This is a genomic window from Mangrovihabitans endophyticus, from assembly GCF_014646155.1.
In the GTDB taxonomy this organism is placed as follows: Bacteria; Actinomycetota; Actinomycetes; order Mycobacteriales; family Micromonosporaceae; genus Actinoplanes; species Actinoplanes endophyticus.
On the sequence record NZ_BMMX01000036.1, the window covers coordinates 26167 to 50467 of the forward strand.

Genomic DNA, 24301 nt, shown 5'->3' on the forward strand with positions numbered 1-24301 from the left:
TTTGCACAAACAAGTAGATGCGGCAACGGGGTGGCACCGAAGCGTCTTGATACGCTGCGTGACGTGCACGAATCCCGACCGCTCGGCACAGACGAGGAGGCGGCTTGGCGTGCGCTCGCCCGGATCTGCGTCGCCCTCCCCCGCATCATCGACGCCGAACTGCTCCGCGACGCCGGCCTCACCCTGACCGAGTACATGGTGCTCATGCAGCTCTCCGAGGCCCCTGGCCGGGCCCTGCGCATGACTGAGCTGGCCGATGGAACGCTGATCAGCGGGAGCGGCCTGACCCGCCTGATCGAACGACTTGAGCGTGACGGCATGGTCGCACGGCACCCCCACCACGACGACGGCCGCTCCCTCATGGCCACACTCACCGACAGGGGCGTCGACCGGATTCGCTCAGCCTGGCCGGCCCATCTCGAAAGCGTCCGACGTGTGGTCCTCGACCACATCGGCGACCTCGACCTACCGGCCCTAGCCGCCGCCCTCAACGCCATCGTCGACGAGCACGGCGCCGTGACCCGCACCCCGGGCCCACGAAAGAGCCGCCGGACCCACAGACACGCCGATCACCCGTAGCCTCTGTCTTCGTGAAGCCGGGCCCGTCCCGAGCCGAGGCGTGGGCTCAATGCACCGAAGAACCCATGTAGGTCAGCAGCCACGGTCTGGGGCTGCTCCCATTCCAGGAAGTGGCCCCCACGCGCGGTAGTCGTCCAGTGCGCAACCGGTCCTTGACGCTCGACCCATGACCGGGGCGTGGGGAACATGTCCCCATCAGCCATGAGGTAACCGATGGGCACTGGCGCGGGCTGCCATCCGGCAGGGTCACGGATTGCCTCGTAGTAGAGGCGAATGGAGGACGTGATGGTGCGGGTTGCCCAGTAGATGGTGAGGTTGGTCAGGAAGGCGTCTCGGTGGATTGCGTCCTCGATGGCACCGTTGTTGTCTGTCCAGCGCCAGAACTTCTCGCCGATCCAGGCGGCGAGGCCAGCCGGGCTGTCGTTCAGCGCCGCCCCGAGCGTTTGTGGCTTACTCGCCTGGAGCTGCAGGTAGGCCATCTCGTTCGCGTTCCACCGTTGAGCATCGGCGACGAATCGTCGTTCCTCCTCGGTCAGATCGTCCGGCAACGGCGCGGGGAGGGTCGGGTTGGTGCCGCTGGCGTGTATGCCAACGATCACGGCGGGGTTTGCAGCGGCGATGGCGTTTGCCACGCCGAAGCCGAGGTCGCTCGCGCGGATACCGTACCGGCCGTAGCCCAGCACTTCGGACATCAGTCTGTGCAGCAGGTCCGCGATCGCCGGGAAAGTCATGCCGGGGCTCTTGGGAATCTCTGAGAAGCCGTATCCCGGCAAAGAAACGGCGATGACATCGAATGATGGACGGCCGCTCGTCGGATGAGTCAACATTGGAATGATGTCGAGCATTTGCACGTACGAGCTGGGCCAGCCGTGCAGCATCAGCAGCGGAAGGGCCTGCCGGTGCGGCGAGCGGGCATGGACAAAGTGCAGCGTCGTGCCTGCTATGCGGACGGTTTGATTCGCGAAGCGGTTCAACCGCTCCTCGGCGACGCGCCAGTCGAAGTCGTCAGCCCAATAGTCGAGGATCTCGCGGAGGTACGCCCCGTCGAACCCCATGCTGTGGCGCGTCCCCCGGAGCTGGTCGGGCAATCGTGCCGCGCGCAGCCGTCCCCGCAGATCGTCAAGTACCCGTCCCGGGATGTCGATGGTGAAATCCTTGACTTCCGACCCGCCGGCGAGGGTTTCAAGATCCCGGACGAACGCTTCGGCAGTGGGTAGGGCGGCTACTTTGTCGTGCCATTTTGTTGCCGCAGTGCGATACCGGGGGTCGAACATGACGGTGACGCAGGCCCGTCGGATTTCCTCCGGGGTGGCGTCTGCGGGGTCGAGGGCGACGGCAACGCCCAGTTCGGCCAGTCGCTGGGCGTTTTCCGGCTGCTCCGAGTGAAGCGGCAGCGCCACCATCGGGACGCCAACCGTCAGGGCCTCGCGAAGACTGCCGAAGCCTGCGTGAGTGACGAGCAGATCACAAGAACGCAGCAGCAACCGTTGGTCGGCAAATCCAGTCAGCTTGACATTGGCCGGGCGCGGGCCGGTCCACGAAGCCACGGCGGCGTTGTCGCCCAGCGCAACCACGGCGGTGCAGGCGAGGCCGCCGAGCGCTTCGACGATCCGGTGCATCGGCGAGCTGTCCGCGCCGACGGTCTGTCGCACCAGCGAGCCGAACGCTGCCAACACGAACGGCCGCCCACCGGGATCGACGGCCGATCGCTCGTCGTCCCCCGGTGCCTGGTAGTGGCGATAGTCGCCCGGCTGCGGTGCGGACGGCTTCCAATCCGGTGGCAACCAGCCCGCCCAACGGCCGTTTGTCACACTGCTCAAGTCGTCCGTGACAGGCAAGCCGAGGGCTGCCCGCGAACGGTTGAGCCAGGGCAATATATCGGGATCGCGGGTGATGGCCAACGGCGCGATGTCCAGAGTGACCAGTGGGACACCCAGGTGTTCCGCAAGCAGAACACCGGCGAACTCGAGCGACTCACGCACCACCAGGTCCGGCGGCCAGTCCGCGGCCTTCTCAATAAGCTCGGCCGCGGCCCGCTCGGCAAGCACTCCAGCGAGGAACCGCCCGAATGCCGAACCGGGTGTCGCGCCAGGATCCAGTAGGCCACCACGGCCGTCATAGCCGGCTTCCCGGGCGAGATCCGGCTCGTCCGCAAGCTGCGCATGGTCCAGCATGCTCTCCAGCGAGATCATCGATACACCGATCCGCGCGACGTCCGCCGACATCGCCGAGCCGGTCGCGATCGCGACCTCGTGGCCCGCGGACCGCAACAGCCGGGCAGTCGGCGCGATCATCGTCCATAGATGTGACGGCACCGCAAGACTCGTCAGCACAAACTTCACGGTCAACAGTCAACGCCGAGCCCAGCCACGGTTCCATGTCCGTGCGAGGACGACCCATGTCCCGTTGTGCGCCTTCCGGCTGCCACCTGAGCCCCTCGGCTACCCTTCGAGAGGTGGACTTGCTCAGCGAGGTCGCCAGCCGGATCCGGGGCGGGACGGCCTTCGCATGCCGCATCTCTGAGCCTGGGCCATGGCGGCGAAGCTTCCCGCCCAAGACCGGGATCGGTTTCCACGCCGTCGAGCGCGGTACAGCCTGGCTGACAACTGCGGACAAACGACCGCTGCGGGCAGCTCCAGGAGATGTGGCATTCCTGCCCACCGGCGCAGGGCATACGCTCAGCGGCGAGGACGTCACCGTGCTGTCCGGCTGCTACCACCTCGCTGATCCACAGGTGCACGCCGCCATGCGACGGTTGCCGCCAGTATCGGTCGTCGCTGGCGGTCTTCCCCGGCTGGCCGAGTTATCCGCCCTGCTGGACGACAATCTCACCGACCAGCCCGGCGCAGAAGCCACCCGCGCGGCCCTGGTCGGTCTCGTCGTCATGCAGGTGCTACGGCACTCCGAGATGACCAGTGCATGGCCGGTCCCGGATCCGTTCATCTCGGCCGCGGTGCGTTCCATCCACGACGATCCTCGTGCGCCGTGGACCGTCCAGCTTCTCAGCGATCGAGCCGGGATGTCCCGCACCGCCTTCACCCGGAGGTTCAACAAGCTTGTCGGCAAACCACCGATGACCTACGTGACGGAGGTGCGGTTGAGCACTGCCGCCCGCGTGCTCCGCGAGACAAACGTGCCATTAGCAACAGTCGCCCGCCAGTCCGGCTACGCCAACGAATTCTCCTTCGCCACCGCCTTCCGCCGCGAGTACGGCATCTCCCCGGGCCGCTACCGAGGCTGAGGGTCAGGTCGTTCCAGCAGTAGTTTGCCTCCGTCTCTCGGCTGGCAGCCGCTTCGCCAGCGTCCGCGGGTTCGCGCGAGAGATCGCCAACGTTTTCAGTCGATTCATCATCGCGCAAAAGGATCTTTAAAAGATACTGGTCGATGTCTTGACCCACATGAGAAACGGATTTCACACTTGCCGTTAACTCCGCGCGGAGGAGGGACGGCATGGCGGTCCGGGCATGGCTGTGACGATCAAGGACGTGGCCCGCGCGGCCGGCGTCTCGGCGTCCACCGTCACCCGGGCGCTGACCCTGCCCGAGCTGGTCAGCGAGGAGACCCGGGAACGCGTCCGGCGTACCGCCGAGAGCCTGGGCTATCACCCCAACCGGGCCGCCCGGGGTCTCATCACCGGCCGCACCGGCAACATCGGCCTGGTCGTGCCCGATCTCGGCAACCCGTTCTTCCCCAGCGTCGTCAAGGGCGTGCAGGCCCGCGCGCACGAGGCCGACTACGCGGTCTTCCTGGCCGACACGGACGAGGATGCCACGGCCGAGGCGGGCCTGGTGCGACGACTGTCCAAACAGGTCGACGGCATCGTGCTCTGCTCGCCGCGGATGGCCGACGGGCAACTGCGCGCCCTTGCCGCTGAGACACCCGTGGTGCTGATCAACCGCCGGATCGCCCGGGTGCCGTCGGTGGTCCCGGAGCTCGGCGACGCGATGCGACAGGCGATCGGCCATCTCACCGCGCTCGGGCACCGCCGGATCGGGTACGTGGCCGGCCCGCGCTCGTCCTGGGCCGACCGGGAACGTGTCCGGTCGCTGCGCCTGGTCGTCCGGGACAAAGCCGTCGAGCTGGTCGAGATCGGCAACGTGACGCCGCAGTTCGAGGGTGGTGTCGGCGCCGCCGACCAGGTACTCGCCGCCGGGGTGACCGCCGTGATCGGCTACAACGACCTGGTCTCGCTCGGCCTGCTCAACCGCTTCTCGGCCCGGGGTGTCGCGGTGCCGGGCGCGCTCAGTGTGCTCGGCTTCGACGACATCGCCCCGGCCGCAATGGTCACCCCTGCCCTCACCTCCGTCGCCCTGCCCAAGGAGCATGCCGGCCGCGCCGGCGTCGACCTGCTCCTGCGTCTCCTTGCCGAGCCGGACCGCTCGTCCGCGATCCGACGGGAGCTGCCCACCCAGTTGATGGTGCGCGGTTCCACCGGCCCCGCCCCCGTCTGAAACGGAGGGACCATGTCCCGCAAACCCCTGGTCGCCCTCGCCGCAGTGGTCGCGCTGACCGCCTGCGGCGCCCCCGCCAAACCGCAGCGCAACACCGGGGGGACGGTTCCCGACAAGCCCTCCACCGCCGTCACCATCAACATCCTGGACGTGGCCGGCGACCTCCAGCTCACCCAGGGCATGATCGACGAGTTCGTGAGCCACCACCACGACCAAATCGCCAAGGTCACCTACGCCAAGGCCACCGCACCCGAGCTGGTCGGCAAGATCAAGGCGCAGCAGAACGCCGGCCGCGTCGACATCGACCTGGTGCTGACCGGCGTCGACGGGCTGGCCGCCGGTATCGACCAGGGCCTGTGGACCCGGCTGCTGCCGGCGTATGCGAACCGGCTGTCCGGCATGAACGACTACCTGCCCGGCGCCGCCGCGATGCAGGAGCTGGCCGGCGACTACGGCGTCACGGTCACCTACTACCCGTCCGGCCCGCTTATCGAATACCTGCCGACAAACGTGCCGAACCCGCCGAAGACCCCGGCCGACCTGCTCACGTACGCACGGGCCAACCCGGGTGCGGTGCAGTACGCCCGGCCGTCCAACTCAGGCCCCGGCCGCACCTTCCTGATGGGCCTGCCCTACCTGCTGGGCGACTCCGACCCGAAGGACCCGATCAACGGCTGGGCCAAGACCTGGGACTACCTGTCCGAGCTGAACAAGTACGTCACGCTCTACCCATCGGGCACGACCGAGACCATGAAGAATCTGGCGAACGGGTCCGCGAAGATCATCGCCAGCACCACCGGATGGGACATCAACCCGCGTGTGCTCGGCACCGTGCCGAAAGAGGCCGCGATCGGGACACTGCAGGGCTTCCACTGGGTGACCGATGCGCACTACGCGGTCATCCCGAAGGGCGTCGACGTGGACGAACAGGCCGCGATCCGCAACCTGCTCGCGGACATGCTCACCCCGGCGCAGCAGGCCAAGGCGTACGACAAGGGCTACTTCTACCCCGGGCCGGCCATCAAGGACGTACCGCTGTCGATGGCGCCGCAGGAGAGCCGGCAGGCCCTGGGCGAGTTCGGCCGTCCCGAGTACGACCAGCTCATCGCGGACAACCCCACCGAGGTGCCGTTGGACGCGAAGGCACTGGTTGCCGCCTTCGACAGGTGGGACCGTGAGATCGGCGGCGCGAAGGTGACGAAGTGACCGCCTTCCGGCAACTGCGGCTGGACGGAGTGACCCGGCGCTTCGGTGACCGGGCGGCCCTGTCCGGGCTCAGCCTGACCATCGATCGAGGCGAGTTCATCGCTCTGCTCGGGCCGTCCGGCTGCGGCAAGTCCACCGCCCTTAATTGCCTCGCGGGCCTGCTCCCGCTCTCCGCGGGCGGCATATGGCAGGACGACCAGCGGCTGGACACGCTGCCGCCGGAGCGGCGCGGTTTCGGCATGGTGTTCCAGAGCTACGCGCTGTTTCCGCACCTGTCGGTGCGTCGCAACGTCGCCTTCGGCCTGCAGATGCGCCGGTTGCCGCGGGCCGACGTGCGGCGCCGCACCGACGAAGCGATCAGGCTGGTCCGGCTGGAGGAGCACGCCACGAAGTTGCCCGCCCAGCTCTCGGGCGGCCAGCAGCAGCGGGTCGCGATCGCTCGCGCGGTGGTGCTGGAACCGTCCCTGGTGCTGATGGACGAGCCGTTGTCCAATCTGGACGCAAAGCTGCGCCTGGAGATGCGTACCGAGATCCGCCGACTACATCAGTCGCTCGGCCTCACCACGGTCTATGTGACGCACGACCAGGAGGAGGCGCTGTCGATGGCCGACCGGCTGGTGGTGCTGCGCGAGGGCCGGGTGCAGCAGGTCGGCACCCCGGAGGAGTTGCACACCCGGCCGGCCAACCGGCACGTCGCCGACTTCATGGGCTACCGCAACCTGCTGCCGTTGCGGGTGACCGGGACCCACGGCGGGCTGGTCGCCGTGGAGGGGCCGGGGCTGACCCTGCGCGGCACTCCTGCGGTCCCGTTGTCCGCGGGCGACCGGGTGGTGGCCGCGATCCGCCCCGAGGACCTGCGCCCCGGCGACGACGGCGTGCCGGTCACCGTCGAGGTCGTCGAATACCAGGGCCGCGAGGTCGCCGTCGAGGCGCGCACCGACCAGGGGGTGCCGGTGCACGTGCGGGCGGTCGATCGGCCCGCGCCCGGCGACAAGATCACCGTACGTGCCGACCCGGCGCGGGTGCTCGTCTTCCCCGAGGAGGCTTCGTGACCCCCGACCGGCCGGCCTGGCGACACCGGCTCGCCGAGCGTGGCATCGATCGGCAACTGCTGCTCCTGCTGCCGGCCCTGCTGGCCGTGCTGCTGCTGTTCATCTACCCGTTCGGGTACGGGCTCGGGTTGTCCTTCCAGCCGGACCACGGCGGAGTGCTCGGCGCGTACCGGGACTTCTTCACCGACGCCTACCAGCGCGACACCATCGGGACCACGCTGCGGCTGTCGCTGCCGGCGGCACTGCTCAACGTGATGGCATCGGTGCCGATCGCATACCGGATGCGCGGCCGGTTCCGCGGCAAGCGGACCCTGACCATCGTGCTCGTGGTGCCGATCACGCTGGGCACCGTGCTCACCGCCGAAGGCCTGCTGAACTTTCTCGGCCCGACCGGCTGGTTCAACCGGACGCTGATGGCGGCCGGTCTCACCGACACGCCGCTGCGGCTCACCAACAACTACTGGGGTGTCTTCCTCTCCCTGGTGATCACCGGGTTCCCGTTCGCGTTCCTGCTGATCCTGTCGTACCTGTCCGGCATCGACCCGACCCTGGAACGGGCCGCCGCGACACTCGGCGCCGGCTGGTGGCCGCGTTTCCACCGGATCACCCTGCCGCTGCTCGCGCCCGGGCTGGCCACCACCTTCTGCCTCACCTTCGTGCTGGCGTTCAGCGTGTTCCCGTCCGCGGTGCTGGTCGGCGACCCAGCCGGTGCGACCCGGGTGATCTCCATCGCGGCCTATCACGCCGCCTACGAGACCTATGACTACCCGCTGGCCAGCGCGATCGCGGTGGTGATGGGGGCGGTCGAGCTCGCGGTGGTCGCTGCCGTGCTCGGTCTGCGCTCGCTGTTCTACACCGGATCCACGGGAGGCAAGGGATGACCGCCATCTCCGTCGCACGGCCGCGCACCCGGCGGCGGCTGGCCGCCTCGCCCGGTGCCTGGCTGGTCTGGGGCGCCGTGACGTTCTTCTTCGTGATGCTGGCCGGCGTCATCGGCTCGGTCGTGGTCAGCTCGTTCGGCAGCCACTGGTTCGACACCTGGCTGCCGCAGGGCTGGACCACCCAGTGGTACCGGCAGGCGTGGCAGGAGTTCACGCTGTTCGACGTGCTGGTGGTGACGGTCGAGGTGTCCCTGCTGGTGGTGGGGATCTCGGTGCTGGTCGGGGTGCCCGCATCGTACGTCCTGGCCCGCCGCTCGTTTCCCGGCCGGCGCCTGCTCTATCTGCTGTTTCTGCTGCCGATCCTGATGCCGCCGATCACCTATGGCATCCCGCTGGCCACAGTGCTCTACAAGTACGGCTTCGCCGGCAACATGTCCGGCGTGGTGATGGCCAATCTGGTGCCGTCGGTCCCCTTCGTGATTCTGACCATGACCCCGTTCATCGAGCAGGTCGACCCGGCGATCGAGCGGGCCGCGCGGATGTGCGGCGCCCGCACCTGGCAGGTCTTCCTGCGGATCCTCGCGCCGCTGCTGATCCCCGGCATCCTGGCGGCGTCCATCCTGGTGCTGGTGCGCACGGTCGGCATGTTCGAGCTGACCTTCCTGACCGCCGGGCCGGACTCGCAGACGCTGGTGGTGGCCCTCTATTACACGATGTCGGCGGCCGGGATCCGGGCGCAGCAGTCGATCGACGCGATGGCGGTCGTCTACACGTCGATGATGCTGATCCTGCTGGTGGTCGCGCTGCGTTTCGTCAACCCGACCCAGCTCGTGGCGCGGGTGAAGGAGGAACCCGAGTGAGGCGCACGGCTACTCGGTCCGGGCCTGCCATCGGCTTCGATGCACCACGTCTGCCTTGGGACGGCGTCGACCGCTCAGATCGCGGGGCGGCTCATGGCTGTATCCAATCGAGATCGCCCCGATCGGGTTGTACTGCGCAGGAACCCCGAACTTCTCACGGACGGTGTCGATCCGGTCGACCGGAATACCGAAGAAACACGCGCCCAGGCCGGCATCGACCGCAGTCAGCAACATCAGCAACGCGGCGAAACCGGTATCGATATCCCAGTACGGCGCCGGCCACCACGCATCGGAACGATCCGTGTGCCCCTTGTCCGGCCGAGCGTATCGTTCGAGATAGGCGTCTTTGTTCGCGAGCGGGACGATCACCAGCGGCGCATGGACGTTCGCGGCGAACCAACGCTCCGGATTTTCCGCAGGACGAGCGGCGGTTCGAAAGAGCTCGATGTCGGCGGCGGTGTCGAGGACCAGGAAACCCCAGCCCTGTGAGAATCCGGCGGACGGTGCCCGCAGTCCATTATCGACGATGCGGTCGACGATCTCCGATGGGACCGGCCGGTCGGGATCGTAATCGCGGACCATCCGGCGGCGGCGCACAACGTCCTGAAACTCCATCACAGCAACCTAGCCGAATGAGATGACGCCAGGTCATGTCATTTGTCGAAGCGGATGGTCTGCAAGCCGATGCGGCCCTGGCTGCCGGCCACCAGATGGTCGCCCTCGACGCTGACCACGGTGTGCGCGCCCTGCAGCTCGAACTGGCCGGAGTCGCCGCCCGGCACAACGCGCCAGACCTGGTTCTCGGCCGCGTCGTCGCAGGCGGCCAGCCGCAGGTCACCGGGTGCCGAGTCGGCCACGCACGAACCGTCGTACGCCGGCGGGGCGATCACCACGCGGTTGTTCGTCTCCTCGGTCTTCTCGGTCACCTGCGCGGCTTTCAGCAGCATTCGCGTGGCGTCGCTCTTGCCGGTGCCGGTGAAGTCCACGCCGCCGCCGGAGCCCACTTCCATGAAGTAATCCGCGCCGTCGTCGGCCACGTCGATGAGCACGCTCACGTCAAGGTCGATGCCGAGCCTGCGCAACTGTGACAGGTCGGAGGCCACCGTGCCGGATGCCGCGGGTTTGCTGGTCGAGGTCTGCTCCGGCGGCCCGGCCGGTGAGGTCGCGGTGGTGGTGGCGGGCGGCGACGGCGGACCGGCAGCAGCGCTGGGGTCGGACGACGAGGACGGCGGGGCGGGCGAGCTGGGCACGGCGTTGCTCGGGACGCTGGGCGCCGGGGTCGACGCGGAGTGGCCCGGCGGCGGCGTGATGGGCGTGGGGGTCGAGCGGCCAAGTCCCAGCCCCACCCCGAGCGCGCCGACGATGACCACGCCGAAGGCGGCAGCGGCGGACCGGCGTTGGGTGCGCCGTCGCGCGGTCTGGCGGATCTCGGCGGCCATCGGGAGTCGACCCACGTTCTGCACGTGGTCGGCATAGGCGCGCAGTTCGTCGTCGAGCCGATCGTCAGGCATCGCGGCGCTCCTGCCCGGCCGTCGAGGAGTGCTCATCGGCCAGGTGGTCGGCCATCGCCCGGCGGCCCCGGGACAGCCACGAGGTGACGGTTCCCGGTGCGGTGCCGGTCTCCTGGGCGATCTCGGCGACGCTCAGGCCGACGAGGTGGTGCAGCACGACGGCTCGCCGCTGGTCGGCGGGGATCTGACGCAGGGCGGCGACGATGGCGACGTGATTCGGGTTCAACGCCTCCACCTCCTGCTCCACGGTGTCGCGGTGGTGGGCGCGCAGTCGATTGACCGCCTTGCGCCACGTACTCACCGCATTCCGGTACGCGACTGTCCGCACCCATGCCTCAGGGCTGCCATACTGCCGGACCTGGGTCCAACGTTTCCACGCCTTGAGGTAGGCCTCGGCAACCGCGTCCTCGGCGTCGCTCTGACTGCCCACCATGGCACTGACGTGCGATAGGACCCGGCGCGACGACGCGGCGTAGAACGCATCGAAGTCCTCGGAGTCGCGCATCGGTTTTGGGGTCTCCTGCCGGGTCTCAGTTCATCGACGGCGGCCAAAATGGTAGGCGGCGCTGTCCAGAGTGCGTCATATCTCCTCCTCGGGCGAACCCGGTTGAACTCCGGCCGCAGGCTGTGAGACTCTGGCAAGAGTTCTAGAACTTTGGGGGTTCAGATGACCGGGGTTCACCTCACCGCGCCATCCGTCGCGAGCACCGCGCCGCCGACATCGCGGATGGCCGAGCCGGCCACCGGCGGGCGCTTCGGCGACCACGGCGGGCGCTTCGTGCCGGAGTCACTCGTCGCCGCATGCGCCGAGGTGGAGCGGACTTTTCGCGAGGCATGGTCGGACGCCACCTTCCGGCAGCGGCTCGACCGGCTGCGCACCGTCTATGCCGGACGCCCCACCGCGCTCACACCGGCGCCGAACCTCTCCGCCGAGCTGGGTCTGACCGTGCTGCTGAAGCGGGAGGACCTGACGCACACCGGCTCCCACAAGATCAACAACGTGCTGGGGCAGGCGCTGCTGGCGCACCGGATGGGCCGCACCCGGCTGCTCGCCGAGACCGGTGCCGGGCAGCACGGGGTGGCCGCCGCCACCGCCGCGGCCCTGCTGGGGCTCGACGCCACCGTGTTCATGGGTGAACGCGACATGGAACGCCAGGAGCTCAACGTCTTCCGGATGACCATGCTGGGCGCGCAGGTGATTCCGGTACGCAGTGGCAGCCGCACGCTGAAGGACGCCTGCAACGAGGTACTGCGGCACTGGGTCGCCACCGTCGACGACGCGTACTACTGCGCCGGCTCGGTCATGGGACCGCACCCGTACCCGTGGATGGTGCGCGAGTTTCAGCGCGTCATCGGTGAAGAGGCGCGGGCCCAGTGCGCGGCGGAACTGCCCGCCGCGGTACCGACCCACGTCGTCGCCTGCGTCGGTGGCGGCTCGAACGCGGCGGGCACGTTCGCCGGTTTCGTCGATACGGACGCCCAGCTCGTCGGGGTGGAAGCGGCGGGCGGCGCGGCGATGACCGACGGTGCGGTCGGCGTGGTGCACGGCTATCGCAGCCGGGTCCTGCAGGACGCGGACGGTCAGGTGGCCGAGGCGCATTCGATCGCGCCGGGCCTGGACTATCCCGGCGTCGGACCGGAACACGCGCACCTCGGCGACATCCGGCGCGCCCGCTACGTCACCGTCACCGACGACGAGGTGGTCGCGGCGCTGCGTCGGCTGGCCCGCACCGAGGGCATCCTGTGCGCGCTGGAATCGGCACACGCGATCGCCTGGGTGCTGCGCGCGGCGGGCACCGCCGAACTACCGTCCGGCTCCACAGTGCTGATCACCGTTTCCGGTCGGGGCGACAAGGACATGCCGGCGCTGATGGCGGCCGGGCGATGAGCGGTCAGCTCGCCACCGCGCTGCGCACGGCACCCGCCCCGCGGCTGGTGCCGTACGTGACCGGTGGCATCACCGCGAACTGGACCGATTACCTGCTCGCCTACCAGGACTCCGGCGCCGATGCCGTTGAGGTCGGCCTGCCCTTCTCCGACCCGATGCTCGACGGCGCCACCCTCCAACAGGCCTCCGACCGGGCGCTGGCGCGGGGCACCCGTCTCGACGGCGTGCTGGCCGATCTCGCCGCGGTGCGCGACCGCCTCACCGTGCCGGTGGTGGTCATGACGTACGCGAATCCGGTGGTGCGCCTGGGCGTCGTGGAGTTCTGTCGGCGTCTCGCCGAGGCCGGAGCTTCGGGGTTGATCGTGCCGGACGTCCCGGTGGACGAACTCGGGTCGCTGGAATCCGTCGCGGCCGTGGCCGGCATCGATCTGGTGCTGCTGGCGGCACCGTCCACATCGGCCGGGCGGCTCCGCGAGATCTGCGCCCGCAGCCGCGGATTCGTGTACGCGGTGAGCACCATGGGCGTGACCGGGGAGCGAACCGCGCTGGACGACGGTGCCCTGACGCTCGCCTCGCGGGCCCGCGAGGCGAGCGATCTCCCGGTGCTGCTCGGGTTCGGCGTCTCTACCCCGGCCCAGGCGGCGCGGGCGTGCCGCGCGGCCGACGGCGTGGTGGTGGCCTCCGCGCTGATGCGGAAGGTCTTGGAGGGTGCCGGGCCGGATCGGCTGGCGCGGATCGTTGCGGACTTCCGGGCGGCGATGGACCGGGCCGCATAGCCGAATCCCGGCGAGCCGCGCATTCCGTCGCCGATACCCGAACCAGCGGTTGCCGATCTCCGCACGCTGCGAAACCTCATTGAACCGTTTTCAACCTGGCGTCGAGCCCGTCGGTTGCGCGCCGTCGACCAGCGGCGGCATCCGCCGGCCTCGCCACGTAGAAAAAGTTCATTGGCAGATGCTGATATATGAGGGTCCGGTATTTGCTACCCACGGCCTTGCGGTTAGGGTTGCCGAAACGGTAATCAACGGCCGGTCCGACCGGTCGCGTGGGGGAGTGTTTGATACATGGCGAAGCAGGTTGTCACATTGCTTACCGACGACCTCGATGGGTCGGAGGCGGATCGTACCGTCGAATTCGGCATCGATGGCGCGAATTACACGATCGATCTTTCCGATAAGAACGCCGGGAAGCTGCGCAAAGCGCTGGAGCCCTACATCTCCGCTGGCTCTCGTGTCGGCCGGGGCGGCTTCACCGGCCGTGCCGCCGGGCGCGGGCGCGGGGCCGCTCCCGCCACACGGTCCAGCCGGGAACAGAATCAAGCGATCCGGGAATGGGCCACCAAGAACGGCCACGAGGTGTCCGAGCGCGGCCGTATCCCCGCGTCGGTGGTGGAAGCGTTCAACGCTGCGCACTGACGTACCGATCGGTCAGTGACATTGAGGCGCCCTCATTCCGCGGGCACGGGCCGCGGCATCCCGCATCGTTTCCGGATGCCGCGGCTTCTCCGACTGAGGTGCGTGATGACAACGATCGGCGCACGTCACCGTGCGGGCCGTGCGCTCAGTCGCCGTACCGTCGGGCCGATCAGCGGGCCGGCCCCTCAGGAGCCGACCTCGTCGACCAGGGCGACCGGAGCGTCATCCTGCCAAACCACGTGCACGATGAAACTGTGGTTCACCTCGTTGAAGTAGACCGCCAGGTTGTCCGGTGAATTCTGCACGGTGGCCACCGAGAATCCGTCCGCCGGCGTCGCCGTGACGAGCTCGATCACCCCATCCCGCCCCCGGATCACCGTGCGGCCCCCGTCGACCCGGAAGAGTCGGACGTACGTCTTGGTGCCGTTGCCGTCCGTGGTGACCGTCCACCCGTCCTCCACCGTCGCCCGCGGTGCCTCGGTAGTCGGCGACGTTGTCGGGGTACGCGTCCGCGGCCCGGCGGCCCGGCTGCGGCTCGGCGACGGAGACGCGGACGACGGGCGGGCGGACGGCGTCGCCTCCGGTGTCGGAGTCACCGGCGCGCTGCCCGGCGTAGCGGTCGCCGTCGGGGTCTGCGGCAACCGTTGCAGCGCGGCCAGCGAGCCCTCTTCCGGCATGGCGGTGCGCAGCACCGGCAGCATCGCGACCGACGCCAGCACGATGCTCGCCAGGGTGGCCGCGCACCAGCCGAGCAACGGGAGCCAACGCCGAGGATTCCGCACCCGGCCATGGTCTCACCCACCCCTAAGGTTGTCCCATGGCGTTGATCCTTCTCGTCGAGGACGACCGCAACATCACTGCGGCGCTGGCCCGTGCGCTGACCGACGCCGGGCACGTGGTGCGCACCGTCGGGCAGGCCACCCAAGCCCTGCAGATCCTCGCCCAGGACCGCCCCGAGCTGGTCATCCTCGACCTCGGGCTGCCGGACATCGATGGCACGGACGCATTACGGATGATGCGGTCGATCTCCGCGGTGCCGGTCATCGTGGCCACCGCGCGGCGTTCCGAGGCGGACATCATCCGCCTGCTCGACGCGGGCGCGGACGACTACGTGACGAAGCCGTTCTCCAGCGGACACATCCTGGCCCGGATCTCCGCGGTGCTGCGCCGCACGCGCTCGGCCGCCGACGCCGGACCCAGCGTGATCACCGTCGGCGACCTGGAGATCGATCCACGCCAGCGTCGGGCGACCCTGCGCGGCGAGACGTTGCAGCTCACCCGCCGCGAGTTCGACGTGCTGACCTACCTGGCCGAACGGGTCGGTCAAGTGGTGAGTCGGCGCGAACTGATGACCGAGGTGTGGAACCAGTCCCGCGTCGGCGAGGAGCAGACCATCGACGTGCACATCTCCTGGCTGCGCCGCAAGCTCGGCGAGACGGCCGCGGCACCGCATTTCCTGCGCACCGTGCGCGGCGTCGGCGTGATGATGGTCGACCCGCGGTGAGGTGGGAGCTCAACCGGCTGGCACTGGCCATCACCTCGATGGTGGCGCTGGCCTTCCTGGTGCCGCTCATCTATGCCACCGGGAAGATCGCGCACGACCGGGCCATCGCGGACGCCCGGCAGCAGGCCGCGGCCATGGTGGCGGTGCTCGCGGTGAACGCGGACCCGCAGACGCTGGCCGGGGCGATCGCCGGAACCGTGGCGGGCAGTGCGGGGCGGCTTGCGGTGCACCTGCCCGCCGGGACCCCGATCGGCACCACGCATGGCGACCCGGCCGACGTGGCGCGGGCCGCCCGGCTCCGCGCTCCGATGGTCGCGCCGGCCGGGGACGGCCTGGTCTATCTGCAGCCCAGTGTGCTCACCGACGGGCGGCCGGTGGTCGTCGAGGTGTTCGTCCCGCGGGAGCAGACGCGGCGGGGCGTGTGGCCGGCGTGGTTGGCATTGGGGGCGCTGGCCGTGGTGCTGGTGGCCGGCTCGGTGCTGTTCGCCGACCGCCTGGGCAGCCGCCTGGTGGCGGCGACGCGAGACCTGGCGGCCTCCAGCCGCCGGCTCGGCGCGGGTGACCTGGCCGCGCGTGTGACGCCGTCCGGACCGGCCGAGGTGCGTGACGCCGCCACGGCCTTCAACACCATGGCCGCCGACCTGCGTCGGCTGCTGGACGCCGAGCGGGAACTTGCCGCCGACCTGTCGCATCGGCTGCGCACCCCGCTCACCGCCCTGCGTCTGGACGCGGAGACCATGCCGCCGGGACCGACCGGCGACCGGATGCGGCAGGCCTGCGACATGCTCGACGAGGAGCTGGAGGCCATCATCGCCAGCGCCCGGCTGGGTGTGGAGTCGCGCGGCAGTCAGCGCTGCGACCTGGTGGAGGTGCTGGCCGACCGGCTCGCCTTCTGGTCGGCGCTGGCCGAGGACCAGGTCCGCCCCTGGGAGGTGATCGGCGGGGAGACGCCGGTGCCGCTGCCGCTGGCCCGCAGCGAGGTCATCCTCGCGGTGGACGCCTTGCTGGGCAACGTCTTCGCGCACACCCCGGAGGGCACCGCGTTCCGGGTCACCGTGTCCGCGGACGGCCTGCTGGTCGACGACGCCGGTGCAGGCATCGCGGACCCGGCCGCGGCGGTGCGGCGCGGGGTGAGCGGGGCCGGTTCCACCGGGCTCGGCCTGGACATCGTGCGCCGCGTCGCGGAAGCCGCGGGCGGCCATTTGCAGATCACCCGTGGACCCCTCGGCGGGGCCCGGATCGGTCTGCTGCTTCATGATCCTTTCGAGCGCCTTTAAGGCTCCCTTATGGAAAGCGTCGTTACGGTCCTCTCGGTACGAACCGGACGACACGTGAGGAGAGCCGAACAATGCGCAGGTCCATCGCTTATCCGCTGGTGGCACTCGGAGCAGTCGGGTCGACCCTCGCCGTGGCATCCCCGGCGCTCGCCCACGGCTACGTCTCCGCGCCACCGAGCCGACAGGCCCTGTGCGCCGCCGGAGCGGTGCCGGACTGCGGTCAGATCCAGTTCGAGCCGCAGAGCGTCGAGGGTCCCAAGGGACTGAAATCCTGCGACGGCGGCCTGGCACAGTTCTCGGTGCTCTCCGATGAGAGTCGTGACTGGCCGGCCAAGGCGGTCGGCTCGAAGGTCACCTTCACCTGGGTGATGACCGCGCGCCACCGGACCAGCGACTGGGAATACTTCATCGGCGGCACCAAGGTGGCCACGGTGGACGGCAACGATGCGCAGCCGGACGCGGTGGTGACGCACGACGTCGACCTCAGCGCCTTCCCCGGTCGGCGCACGGTGCTCGCGGTGTGGAACATCGCGGACACCGCGAACGCGTTCTATAGCTGCATCGACCTTCGGGTCGGCGGGGACGGCGACGGCGGGGACACCCCGCCGACCAGCGAGCCGACCACACCGCCGGCCACCGAGCCACCGGCCACCGAGCCGCCGACGACCGCGCCGACCACACCCCCGGCGGACCCGCCAGCGACGTCCAGCCCGGCGACCGAACCGCCGGCCACCACCGCCCCCACCGCCGACCCGCCAGCGGCGGACGGTACGCCGTGGGCGCCGGGCGTGGCCTACCGCGCCGGTGACGAGGTGACCTACCAGGGCAAGACCTACCGCTGCCGGCAGGCCCACTCGTCGATCCGGAGCTGGGAGCCGTCGATCTACACCGCCGCGCTGTGGCTCCCGCTGTGAGGGGGGCTCCCGCTGTGCGCAACCGCCACGCGACCCCGGCCCTGGCGCTGACCCCGGCTCTCGCACTGGCCCCGGCTCTCGCACTGGCCCTGTGCGGCGCGCTGCTCGGCGGGTGCGGCACCGCAACCGCCACCGATGCGCAGCAGGCCACCGCGGTCACCGCGTCGGTCGCGGCGGACGGCGCGCACAACGACACCGATGTGATGTACCTGCAGATGATGGTCGCGCACCACGAGCAGGGCCTGGAGATGGCGCGGCTGGCCGAGTCGCATGCGGACAGCGACGACGTGCGCATCCTGGCGAAGGCCGTGGACGCCACCCAGTCCGACGAGGTGACGCTGATGAAGTCGTGGCTCACTTCGTGGGGCAAGCCCACAGAGGTGGACGATGCGCCGAGCCTGCACGCCGACCACGGTGGGCTGCCAGCCACCGGGCCGGAGGAGATCGCCGCCCTGAAGAAGGCCAAGGGTGCCGAGTTCGAAACGGACTTCCTCAACCTGTTCGTGGCACACCAGCACAACGCCGTGGAAATGGCGCAGATGGAGACCACGGGCGGGGTGAACGCGCAGGCCAAGTCCTTCGCCGAACGCGTGCGGGCGTCCCGCACCGACCAGATCAAGCAGATGTTGACCATGATGAACACCTGATCCACCTCGATGCCGCGCCGGAATCCCCCGGCCGGGACCCGTTCCCGGCCGTCGGCGCGGCACCCCGCGGGCGCCGCGTTCCCCTTCCGTCCCCCGGAACGGCACCGCCCGTGCCCCTCCGGCCGGCCCGTCCCCGCGGGCCGGCCGGACGCATTTCCGTGCGATACGCAACCTTTGCTTGGTGCAATCGACCTCGATCGACACTCACAGCTTCGTTTGCACCCGCCGGGCGCGGGTAGGTGAGCAGCGTCTCGGACTTCCACGACACGAGGAGGCGCGCATGACCGCGGTCGAACTGCCCGATCCGGTCACCCGCATCCCGGACGCCGGCGACATCGACGTCGCCGGCCTGGCCCGCGACCTGGCCGGCGAGGTGGACGGCGAGGTCCGCTTCGACGCCGGGTCGCGGGGTGCCTACTCCACCGACGCCTCCAACTATCGCCAGGTGCCGATCGGCGTGGTGCTGCCGCGCACCGTCGAGGCTGGCGTCGCGGCGGTGGCGGTGTGCCGCCGTTACGGAGCTCCGATCACCTCGCGCGGCGGCGGCACCAGCCTGGCCGGGGAATGCACCAACACCGCGGTCGTCATCGACTGGTCCAAGTACTGCCACCGGGTGTCCGATGTGGACCGCGACGGCCACACCTGCGTGGTCGAGCCGGGCATCGTGCTGGACATCCTCAACCAGCAACTGGAACCGACCGGTCTGGAGTACGGCCCGGAACCGGCCACCCACAACCACTGCACGCTCGGCGGCATGATCGGCAACAACTCGTGCGGCGCGACTGCTCAGCGCACCGGCAAGGTGGTCGACAACGTCGTCGAGTTGGAGGTGCTGCTCTACGACGGCACCCGCATGTGGGTCGGCGAGACCTCGGACGACGAGTACGCACGGATCATCGCGGACGGCGGCCGCAAGGCCGAGATCTACCGGCAGTTGCGCGAGTTGCGCGACGCGTACCTGGGACAGTTGCGCACCGACTATCCGCAGATACCGCGCCGGGTCTCCGGGTACAACCTGGACAGTCTCCTGCCGGAACAGCAGTTCCACGTGGCCAAGGCGCTGGTGGGCAGCGAAGGCACCCTCGTGACCGTGCTGCGGGCACGGCTACGCCTGGTCCCGGTCGTCAAACATCGCACCCTGGTCGTGCTCGGCTACTCCGACGTGGCCGCCTCGGCCGACGCGGTGCCGTCCCTCCTGCCGTACGAACCGATCGCCTTGGAAGGCATCGACAGCAGGCTCATCGGATTCGAGAAGCGCAAGGATCTCAACCCGCGGGGCCTGGAGAACCTGCCGGACGGCGACGCGTTCCTGCTCGTACAGTTCGGCGGCGACACCAAGGACGAGGCCGACGCGGCCGCATCACGCATGCTGGCCGGCATCGACCGCGGGCGCGAGGACAAGGACGTGCTGCTCTTCGACGACCCGGAGCTGGAGAAACGGCTCTGGGCGGTGCGCGAATCCGGCCTCGGAGCCACCGCCCGGGTCTCCGGCATGGCGGACACCTGGCCGGGCTGGGAGGACTCCGCGGTCGCCCCCGAGCGGCTCGGCGACTACCTTCGCGACCTGCTCACGCTGTACCAGGAATACGGCTACCAGCAGGCGTCCCTCTACGGCCACTTCGGGCAGGGCTGTGTGCACACGCGCATCCCGTTCGACCTGGTGAACCCCGACGGTATCGCGGCGTTCCGCTCCTTCCTGGAACGCGCCGCCGATCTCGTGGTGCGCTACGGCGGTTCGCTCTCCGGCGAGCACGGCGACGGACAGGCCCGCGGCGAGTTGCTGCCGAAGATGTTCGGCGACGATCTGGTCCGGGCGTTCGGCCAGTTCAAGGCGATCTTCGACCCGGACAACCGGATGAACCCCGGCAAGGTGGTCGCGCCATACCCGCTGGACAGCAACCTGCGGCTGGGCACCGACTACCGGCACACCACCGGCGAGACCCACTTCCAGTACCCGCACGACGACGGCAGCTTCGGCAGAGCCGTGCTGCGATGCGTGGGCGTGGGCAAGTGCCGTCGCCACTCGGGCGGCGTGATGTGCCCGTCCTACATGGCCACCCGGGAGGAGGAGCACTCCACCCGTGGCCGGGCCCGGTTGCTGTTCGAGATGCTCGACGGGGGCGCGCGGGGCGGAGCCATCGCGGACGGCTGGCGCTCCGACGCGGTCAACGACGCCCTCGACCTGTGCCTGGCCTGCAAGGGCTGCAAGGCGGACTGCCCGGTCGACGTGGACATGGCAACGTACAAGGCGGAGTTCCTGTCCCACCACTACGAGGGACGGGTGCGACCGCGTACGCACTATTCGATGGGCTGGCTTCCGCTGGCCGCCGCCCTGGTGTCCCGCACCGCGCCGCGCCTGGCCAACGCGCTGACGCACGCGCCCGGGTTGTCCCGGGTGGCGAAGAAGGCGGCGGGGGTGGACGTGCGCCGCGAGGTGCCGGTGTTCGCGCCGCGGACCTTTCAGGAGTGGTTCGCCCGTCGGACACCCACCGGCACGGGTGAACGCGGCGACGTGGTGCTGTGGCCGGACACCTTCACCAACAATTTCGACCCGGCCATCGCCGAGTCGGCGGTCGAGGTGGTGGAGGACGCCGGCTGGCGGGTGATCGTGCCCGAGCAGCCGGTCTGTTGCGGGCTCACGTGGATCTCCACCGGTCAGCTCGACACTGCCAAGCGGATTCTCATGCGTACCGTCGCCGTGCTGCGTCCGCATCTGCGGGCCGGCACCCTCGTGCTGGGCCTGGAACCGAGCTGCACGGCGGTGTTCCGCGGCGACGCCGAGGAACTCTTCCCGGACGACCAGGACGTGCAGCGGTTGAAGCGGCAGACCGTCACCCTCGCCGAGCTGCTGCATCGGCACAGCGACGGGTGGCAGCCGCCGCGGATCCCACGGACCGCGCACATCCAGACGCACTGTCACCAGCACGCCGTCATGGGATTCGACGCCGATCGCGCGGTCCTGTCCGCCGCCGGGGTGCAGGCCGACGTCCTCGACTCGGGTTGTTGCGGCCTGGCCGGCAACTTCGGCTTCGAGGAGGGCCACTACGAGGTGAGCGAGGCGTGCGCGGAACGTGTGCTGCTGCCCGCCGTGCGCGGCGCCGCGGACGACGACGTGATCCTGGCCGATGGCTTCAGTTGCCGCACGCAGGTCGAGCAAAGCGAGGCCGCGGGCCGTTGCGGCATGCACCTGGCCGAGTTGCTGCGCGCCGGCCTGCACGACGACGACGGCCACGGGGTGCCCGAGCATCGCTGGGCGCGGCGCCCCTCGGCACCCTCCGGCGCGGTCGCGGGACTGACCGTCGCGACGCTCGGCGCCGCCGCAGCCACGCTGTGCTGGGCGGCCGTACGGGGGTGGCGCTCATGGTCACGCTGACCGCCACGGCGTACACGATTCCGACCGACGCTCCCGAGGGAGACGGCACGCTCGCCTGGTCAAGCACCACGCTGGTGCTGGCCGAGGCGAGCGCGGACGGCGTGACCGGGATCGGCTGGACGTACGCCCCGGCCGTCGCCGCGCAGATCATCACCGGCATGCTCGCCGACGTGGTCACCGACGCCGACCCCGACGACGTGCCCGCGGCGTGGCTGGCCATGCAGCGCCGGATCCGTAACGCGGGGCGCCCCGGGGTGGCCGGCATGGCCTTGTCTGCGGTGGACAACGCCCTGTGGGACCTCAAGGCCCGGCGTCACGGCCTGCCGCTGGCCCGACTGCTCGGCGGAGCACGGGCGGTCGTCGAGGTGTACGGCAGCGGCGGCTTCACCACCTACGACGCGGACCGGCAGCACGCCCAGCTCGCCGGGTGGGTGCACGAGCAGGGCATCCCCCGGGTCAAAATCAAGATCGGCGAATCCTGGGGAGCCGACACCGGCCGGGACCTGGCCCGGATGGCGGCCGCCCGCAAGACCATCGGGGACGCCGAGCTGTACGTCGACGCCAATGGCGGTTACGCGCGCAAGCAGGCCATCCGGGTCATGCGGACGGCCGCCGACTTGGACGTGCGATGGTTCGAGGAGCCGGTCAGCTCGGACGACCTGGCGGGCCTGGGTCAGGTGCGCGATGCGGTGCGCCCGGACGTGGCGGCCGGCGAGTACGGCTACGATCTGGTCTATTTCGCGCGGATGGCGCCGCACGTGGACTGTCTTCAGATCGACGTCACCCGCTGCGGTGGCATCACCGAGTTTCAGCGGGCGGCGGCGGTGGCGGCGGCGCACGGTCTGGAGGTCTCCGGGCACTGCGCGCCGCATCAGCACCTCGCGGTGGCCGCCGCCACGCCGAACATGCGGCACCTGGAGTGGTTCCACGATCACGCGCGCATCGAGACAATGCTGTTCGCCGATGCCGCCACGCCGATCGGCGGACGCGTCACGCCGCATCGGGACGCACCGGGCAACGGTTACGCGTTCCGGCGCGCCGACGCCGAGAAGTGGCGAGTGCAGTGACCGAAACGATCACGAGGGCCACCCCCGTCGCGGGGTGGCCCTCGTCCCATGATCCGTCCTCCGGCCCCTCGGCCGGTCAGTGTCGCGGTAATACCGACGATCTCGGGCGGATCGCTGACGCCGTCACCTCCGGTGGCCGCATCACCGGACCTGCTGCGCTTCGCCGACCGCCCGCTGGTATGTCGGATGTGACGCCACCTCCCTTCGCTGTGGCCCTATGCGTCGGCATCACGGCCGCGATCCTGAGGATTCCGCCCCGGGATTTCTCGCCGTGACGCGCGAGCACTGCGACCAGGGGTGGGACACTGCGAGCGATGAGCGACAACGAGATCTGCGAAGTGGTGATCACCGCCGACGACGCCGAGTGGCTGGCCGGATTCACTCGACGTCTCGTCGAGGAACGGCTCGCCGCGTGCGGGCATCAGACGCCGGCGATCCGCTCGATCTACCGGTGGGACGGCGCCATGCAGGACGACCCGGAGGCCCGCGTCGCCCTGCACACTCGCGCCTCGCTGGTCGAGCGCATCGTGCAACGCACGGATCGGGAGCATCCCTATGACGTGCCGTGCGTCATCGCGTTGCCGATCGTGGCCGCCAATCCGGCGTACCGCAAATGGGTGTTGGACGAGACCTCAGACGGCGGCTTCGAGGTCGGCGCGGGTCAGTAGCGCGCGCAGGGCGATGCCCTCGGCGTTCAGCGCCGCGACGCCGCCTTCCTGGCGGTCGATGACGCACAGGGCATGGTCCACATGGGCGCCCAGCTTGCGCAGCTCGCCGGTGGAGATGACGACCTGGCCGCCGGAGGTGACCACGTCCTCGACCACGAGAACCCGTCGCCCGGCCACCTCGGCACCCTCGGCCAGGCGGGCCGTGCCGTACTGCTTGGCCTGCTTACGGACGAAGGCGCAGGGCAGACCGGCGTGCCGGCCGAGTGCGGTGACCACGGCGATGCCGCCCATCTCCAGGCCGGCCAGCACCTCGGTCCCGTCCGGGATCAGCACGGCCATCTGCTCGGCGAGCCGGTCCAGCAGCACCGGGTCGGATTCGAACTGATACTTGTCGAAATATTCGGTGGCGGTCCGGCCGGAGCGCAGTACGAACTGACCGGTCAGCCGGCTCACGTCGCGGACCCGCCGCGCGAGGTCGGAATCTGTCACAAGGTGACAGCCTGTCAGGCCGTCGAGCGGGCGATGGCACCGGCCCCGCCAAAGAAGCCCGTCGCTGCGGAATGCCGGTCCGCACCGGCGAACGCCGATGGATCACCCGTTCGTGTTGTGAATTCGACAATTCACGAGCCGTTTGTCCGGTTTGGCGTACTTTACGGCTCACAGAGCTCCAGAAAGGATCCGACGTGACACCCTTCGCTTTGCTCTTTCTGCTGACCCTCGCCGGGACGTCGTGCTTTGCCATCGGCCGGGCTCTGGGCCGCGGCGAACGTTATGAAAAGGGATACCGGGAGGGCTTCCGCGACGGCGAGACCGGCTCGCTGGCTCGCGCGGCCCGCTTGATCCAGTTGCACGACAAGCCGACGGTCGCGCCGGCGGTCGAATCGATGATGCTGCCGAGCTATCACGTGCCGCACCAGTTGCCACCGCCGGAGTCCGCGCCGCCCGTGGTCGGCATCCCGTCCCGGCCACAGCTCGCCCTGTGAAACCAGACGAGGGGTGGGGGCGCCG

24 protein-coding genes are annotated in these 24301 nt (G+C 69.7%); 18 read left to right on the plus strand and 6 right to left on the minus strand.

What is annotated here, in order from left to right; genetic code table 11:
* Positions 1–30: 30 nt before the first annotated feature.
* Positions 31–579: a MarR family winged helix-turn-helix transcriptional regulator gene (locus IEY73_RS26280; RefSeq protein ID WP_229716172.1), complete on the plus strand. Its 549-nt coding sequence runs from the start codon at positions 31–33 to the stop codon at positions 577–579.
* Here IEY73_RS26280 and IEY73_RS26285 read toward each other — a convergent pair.
* The gene (locus IEY73_RS26285) at positions 570–2921 is read right to left on the minus strand and encodes an alpha/beta fold hydrolase (RefSeq protein WP_189082002.1); all 2352 of its coding nucleotides are present in this window, start codon (positions 2919–2921) and stop codon (positions 570–572) included. The genes IEY73_RS26280 and IEY73_RS26285 overlap by 10 nt on opposite strands.
* A gap of 119 nt (positions 2922–3040) precedes the next feature.
* On the opposite strand from IEY73_RS26285, the gene IEY73_RS26290 reads away from it, so the two are divergent.
* The 6 genes from IEY73_RS26290 to IEY73_RS26315 all read left to right on the plus strand — a co-directional run bounded on the left by IEY73_RS26290 (position 3041) and on the right by IEY73_RS26315 (position 9029).
* The gene (locus tag IEY73_RS26290) at positions 3041–3820 is read left to right on the plus strand and encodes an AraC family transcriptional regulator (RefSeq protein WP_189082003.1); all 780 of its coding nucleotides are present in this window, start codon (positions 3041–3043) and stop codon (positions 3818–3820) included.
* A 223-nt stretch (positions 3821–4043) separates the two neighbouring features.
* Positions 4044–5030 (plus strand): LacI family DNA-binding transcriptional regulator, encoded by a 987-nt coding sequence (locus IEY73_RS26295; protein ID WP_189082004.1) that lies wholly within the window; start codon positions 4044–4046, stop codon positions 5028–5030.
* A 12-nt stretch (positions 5031–5042) separates the two neighbouring features.
* A complete protein-coding gene (locus tag IEY73_RS26300; protein ID WP_189082005.1) occupies positions 5043–6236 on the plus strand; it encodes an extracellular solute-binding protein in 1194 nt (397 codons plus the stop codon).
* The gene (locus IEY73_RS26305; RefSeq protein ID WP_189082006.1) at positions 6233–7288 is read left to right on the plus strand and encodes an ABC transporter ATP-binding protein; all 1056 of its coding nucleotides are present in this window, start codon (positions 6233–6235) and stop codon (positions 7286–7288) included. The genes IEY73_RS26300 and IEY73_RS26305 overlap by 4 nt, the downstream gene beginning before the upstream one ends.
* Complete coding sequence (locus IEY73_RS26310) at positions 7285–8169, plus strand: ABC transporter permease (protein ID WP_189082007.1); 885 nt, start codon at positions 7285–7287, stop codon at positions 8167–8169. The genes IEY73_RS26305 and IEY73_RS26310 overlap by 4 nt, the downstream gene beginning before the upstream one ends.
* The gene (locus tag IEY73_RS26315; protein ID WP_189082008.1) at positions 8166–9029 is read left to right on the plus strand and encodes an ABC transporter permease; all 864 of its coding nucleotides are present in this window, start codon (positions 8166–8168) and stop codon (positions 9027–9029) included. Before IEY73_RS26310 ends, IEY73_RS26315 begins: the two co-directional genes overlap by 4 nt.
* Before the next feature lie 9 nt (positions 9030–9038).
* On the opposite strand, the gene IEY73_RS26320 is transcribed toward IEY73_RS26315, so the two are convergent.
* From IEY73_RS26320 to IEY73_RS26330, 3 genes are read right to left on the minus strand one after another with little or no spacing between them, the layout of a single operon-like run.
* Positions 9039–9644 (minus strand): nitroreductase family protein, encoded by a 606-nt coding sequence (locus IEY73_RS26320; protein WP_189082009.1) that lies wholly within the window; start codon positions 9642–9644, stop codon positions 9039–9041.
* Between the two features lie 38 nt (positions 9645–9682).
* Positions 9683–10540 carry a ricin-type beta-trefoil lectin domain protein gene (locus IEY73_RS26325; RefSeq protein ID WP_189082010.1) on the minus strand — a complete coding sequence of 286 codons (858 nt, stop codon included), beginning with the start codon at positions 10538–10540 and terminating at the stop codon, positions 9683–9685.
* Positions 10533–11045, minus strand: coding sequence for an RNA polymerase sigma factor (locus IEY73_RS26330; protein WP_189082011.1), 513 nt, complete (start codon positions 11043–11045; stop codon positions 10533–10535). The genes IEY73_RS26325 and IEY73_RS26330 overlap by 8 nt, the downstream gene beginning before the upstream one ends.
* 162 nt (positions 11046–11207) lie before the next feature.
* Between IEY73_RS26330 and trpB the strand changes: the two genes are divergently transcribed.
* The 3 genes from trpB to IEY73_RS26345 all read left to right on the plus strand — a co-directional run bounded on the left by trpB (position 11208) and on the right by IEY73_RS26345 (position 13843).
* Positions 11208–12428 (plus strand): tryptophan synthase subunit beta, encoded by a 1221-nt coding sequence (gene trpB, locus IEY73_RS26335; RefSeq protein WP_229716173.1) that lies wholly within the window; start codon positions 11208–11210, stop codon positions 12426–12428.
* Positions 12425–13204 (plus strand): tryptophan synthase subunit alpha, encoded by a 780-nt coding sequence (trpA, locus tag IEY73_RS26340; RefSeq protein ID WP_189082012.1) that lies wholly within the window; start codon positions 12425–12427, stop codon positions 13202–13204. The genes trpB and trpA overlap by 4 nt, the downstream gene beginning before the upstream one ends.
* A gap of 288 nt (positions 13205–13492) precedes the next feature.
* Positions 13493–13843, plus strand: coding sequence for a histone-like nucleoid-structuring protein Lsr2 (locus tag IEY73_RS26345; protein ID WP_189082013.1), 351 nt, complete (start codon positions 13493–13495; stop codon positions 13841–13843).
* 185 nt (positions 13844–14028) lie between these two features.
* On the opposite strand, the gene IEY73_RS26350 is transcribed toward IEY73_RS26345, so the two are convergent.
* Entirely contained in the window at positions 14029–14625 is a 597-nt protein-coding gene (locus IEY73_RS26350) for a DNA mismatch repair protein MutL (RefSeq protein WP_189082014.1), read from the minus strand.
* Positions 14626–14660: 35 nt separating this feature from the next.
* On the opposite strand from IEY73_RS26350, the gene IEY73_RS26355 reads away from it, so the two are divergent.
* The 7 genes from IEY73_RS26355 to cutA all read left to right on the plus strand — a co-directional run bounded on the left by IEY73_RS26355 (position 14661) and on the right by cutA (position 23293).
* Entirely contained in the window at positions 14661–15347 is a 687-nt protein-coding gene (locus IEY73_RS26355; RefSeq protein WP_189082015.1) for a response regulator transcription factor, read from the plus strand.
* Positions 15344–16624, plus strand: a complete 1281-nt coding sequence (locus IEY73_RS26360) for a sensor histidine kinase (RefSeq protein ID WP_189082016.1) — start codon at positions 15344–15346, stop codon at positions 16622–16624. Before IEY73_RS26355 ends, IEY73_RS26360 begins: the two co-directional genes overlap by 4 nt.
* Positions 16625–16695: 71 nt before the next feature.
* The gene (locus tag IEY73_RS26365; RefSeq protein ID WP_189082017.1) at positions 16696–17538 is read left to right on the plus strand and encodes a lytic polysaccharide monooxygenase; all 843 of its coding nucleotides are present in this window, start codon (positions 16696–16698) and stop codon (positions 17536–17538) included.
* An 89-nt stretch (positions 17539–17627) separates the two neighbouring features.
* A complete protein-coding gene (locus IEY73_RS26370; RefSeq protein ID WP_373292881.1) occupies positions 17628–18185 on the plus strand; it encodes a DUF305 domain-containing protein in 558 nt (185 codons plus the stop codon).
* A 280-nt stretch (positions 18186–18465) separates the two neighbouring features.
* Positions 18466–21558, plus strand: a complete 3093-nt coding sequence (locus IEY73_RS26375; RefSeq protein ID WP_189082018.1) for an FAD-binding and (Fe-S)-binding domain-containing protein — start codon at positions 18466–18468, stop codon at positions 21556–21558.
* On the plus strand, positions 21546–22625 hold the full coding sequence (locus IEY73_RS26380; protein WP_189082019.1) for an enolase C-terminal domain-like protein: 1080 nt from the start codon (positions 21546–21548) through the stop codon (positions 22623–22625). The genes IEY73_RS26375 and IEY73_RS26380 overlap by 13 nt, the downstream gene beginning before the upstream one ends.
* Positions 22626–22939: 314 nt before the next feature.
* Complete coding sequence (cutA, locus tag IEY73_RS26385; protein ID WP_189082020.1) at positions 22940–23293, plus strand: divalent-cation tolerance protein CutA; 354 nt, start codon at positions 22940–22942, stop codon at positions 23291–23293.
* On the opposite strand, the gene IEY73_RS26390 is transcribed toward cutA, so the two are convergent.
* Entirely contained in the window at positions 23258–23782 is a 525-nt protein-coding gene (locus IEY73_RS26390; RefSeq protein WP_189082021.1) for an orotate phosphoribosyltransferase, read from the minus strand. The genes cutA and IEY73_RS26390 overlap by 36 nt on opposite strands.
* 194 nt (positions 23783–23976) lie before the next feature.
* Between IEY73_RS26390 and IEY73_RS26395 the strand changes: the two genes are divergently transcribed.
* Positions 23977–24276, plus strand: coding sequence for a hypothetical protein (locus IEY73_RS26395; RefSeq protein ID WP_189082022.1), 300 nt, complete (start codon positions 23977–23979; stop codon positions 24274–24276).
* The last annotated feature ends 25 nt before the right edge of the window (positions 24277–24301 follow it).

Coding starts and splice junctions, on each gene's coding strand:
- IEY73_RS26295 (WP_189082004.1), top strand. CDS start 4,044: ATGGCTGTGACGATCAAGGACGTGGCCCGCGCGGCCGGCGTCTCGGCG.
- IEY73_RS26300 (WP_189082005.1), top strand. CDS start 5,043: ATGTCCCGCAAACCCCTGGTCGCCCTCGCCGCAGTGGTCGCGCTGACC.
- IEY73_RS26315 (WP_189082008.1), top strand. CDS start 8,166: ATGACCGCCATCTCCGTCGCACGGCCGCGCACCCGGCGGCGGCTGGCC.
- IEY73_RS26320 (WP_189082009.1), bottom strand. CDS start 9,644: ATGGAGTTTCAGGACGTTGTGCGCCGCCGCCGGATGGTCCGCGATTAC.
- IEY73_RS26325 (WP_189082010.1), bottom strand. CDS start 10,540: ATGCCTGACGATCGGCTCGACGACGAACTGCGCGCCTATGCCGACCAC.
- IEY73_RS26330 (WP_189082011.1), bottom strand. CDS start 11,045: ATGCGCGACTCCGAGGACTTCGATGCGTTCTACGCCGCGTCGTCGCGC.
- trpB (WP_229716173.1), top strand. CDS start 11,208: ATGACCGGGGTTCACCTCACCGCGCCATCCGTCGCGAGCACCGCGCCG.
- trpA (WP_189082012.1), top strand. CDS start 12,425: ATGAGCGGTCAGCTCGCCACCGCGCTGCGCACGGCACCCGCCCCGCGG.
- IEY73_RS26345 (WP_189082013.1), top strand. CDS start 13,493: ATGGCGAAGCAGGTTGTCACATTGCTTACCGACGACCTCGATGGGTCG.
- IEY73_RS26355 (WP_189082015.1), top strand. CDS start 14,661: ATGGCGTTGATCCTTCTCGTCGAGGACGACCGCAACATCACTGCGGCG.
- IEY73_RS26365 (WP_189082017.1), top strand. CDS start 16,696: ATGCGCAGGTCCATCGCTTATCCGCTGGTGGCACTCGGAGCAGTCGGG.
- IEY73_RS26375 (WP_189082018.1), top strand. CDS start 18,466: ATGACCGCGGTCGAACTGCCCGATCCGGTCACCCGCATCCCGGACGCC.
- IEY73_RS26380 (WP_189082019.1), top strand. CDS start 21,546: ATGGTCACGCTGACCGCCACGGCGTACACGATTCCGACCGACGCTCCC.
- cutA (WP_189082020.1), top strand. CDS start 22,940: ATGAGCGACAACGAGATCTGCGAAGTGGTGATCACCGCCGACGACGCC.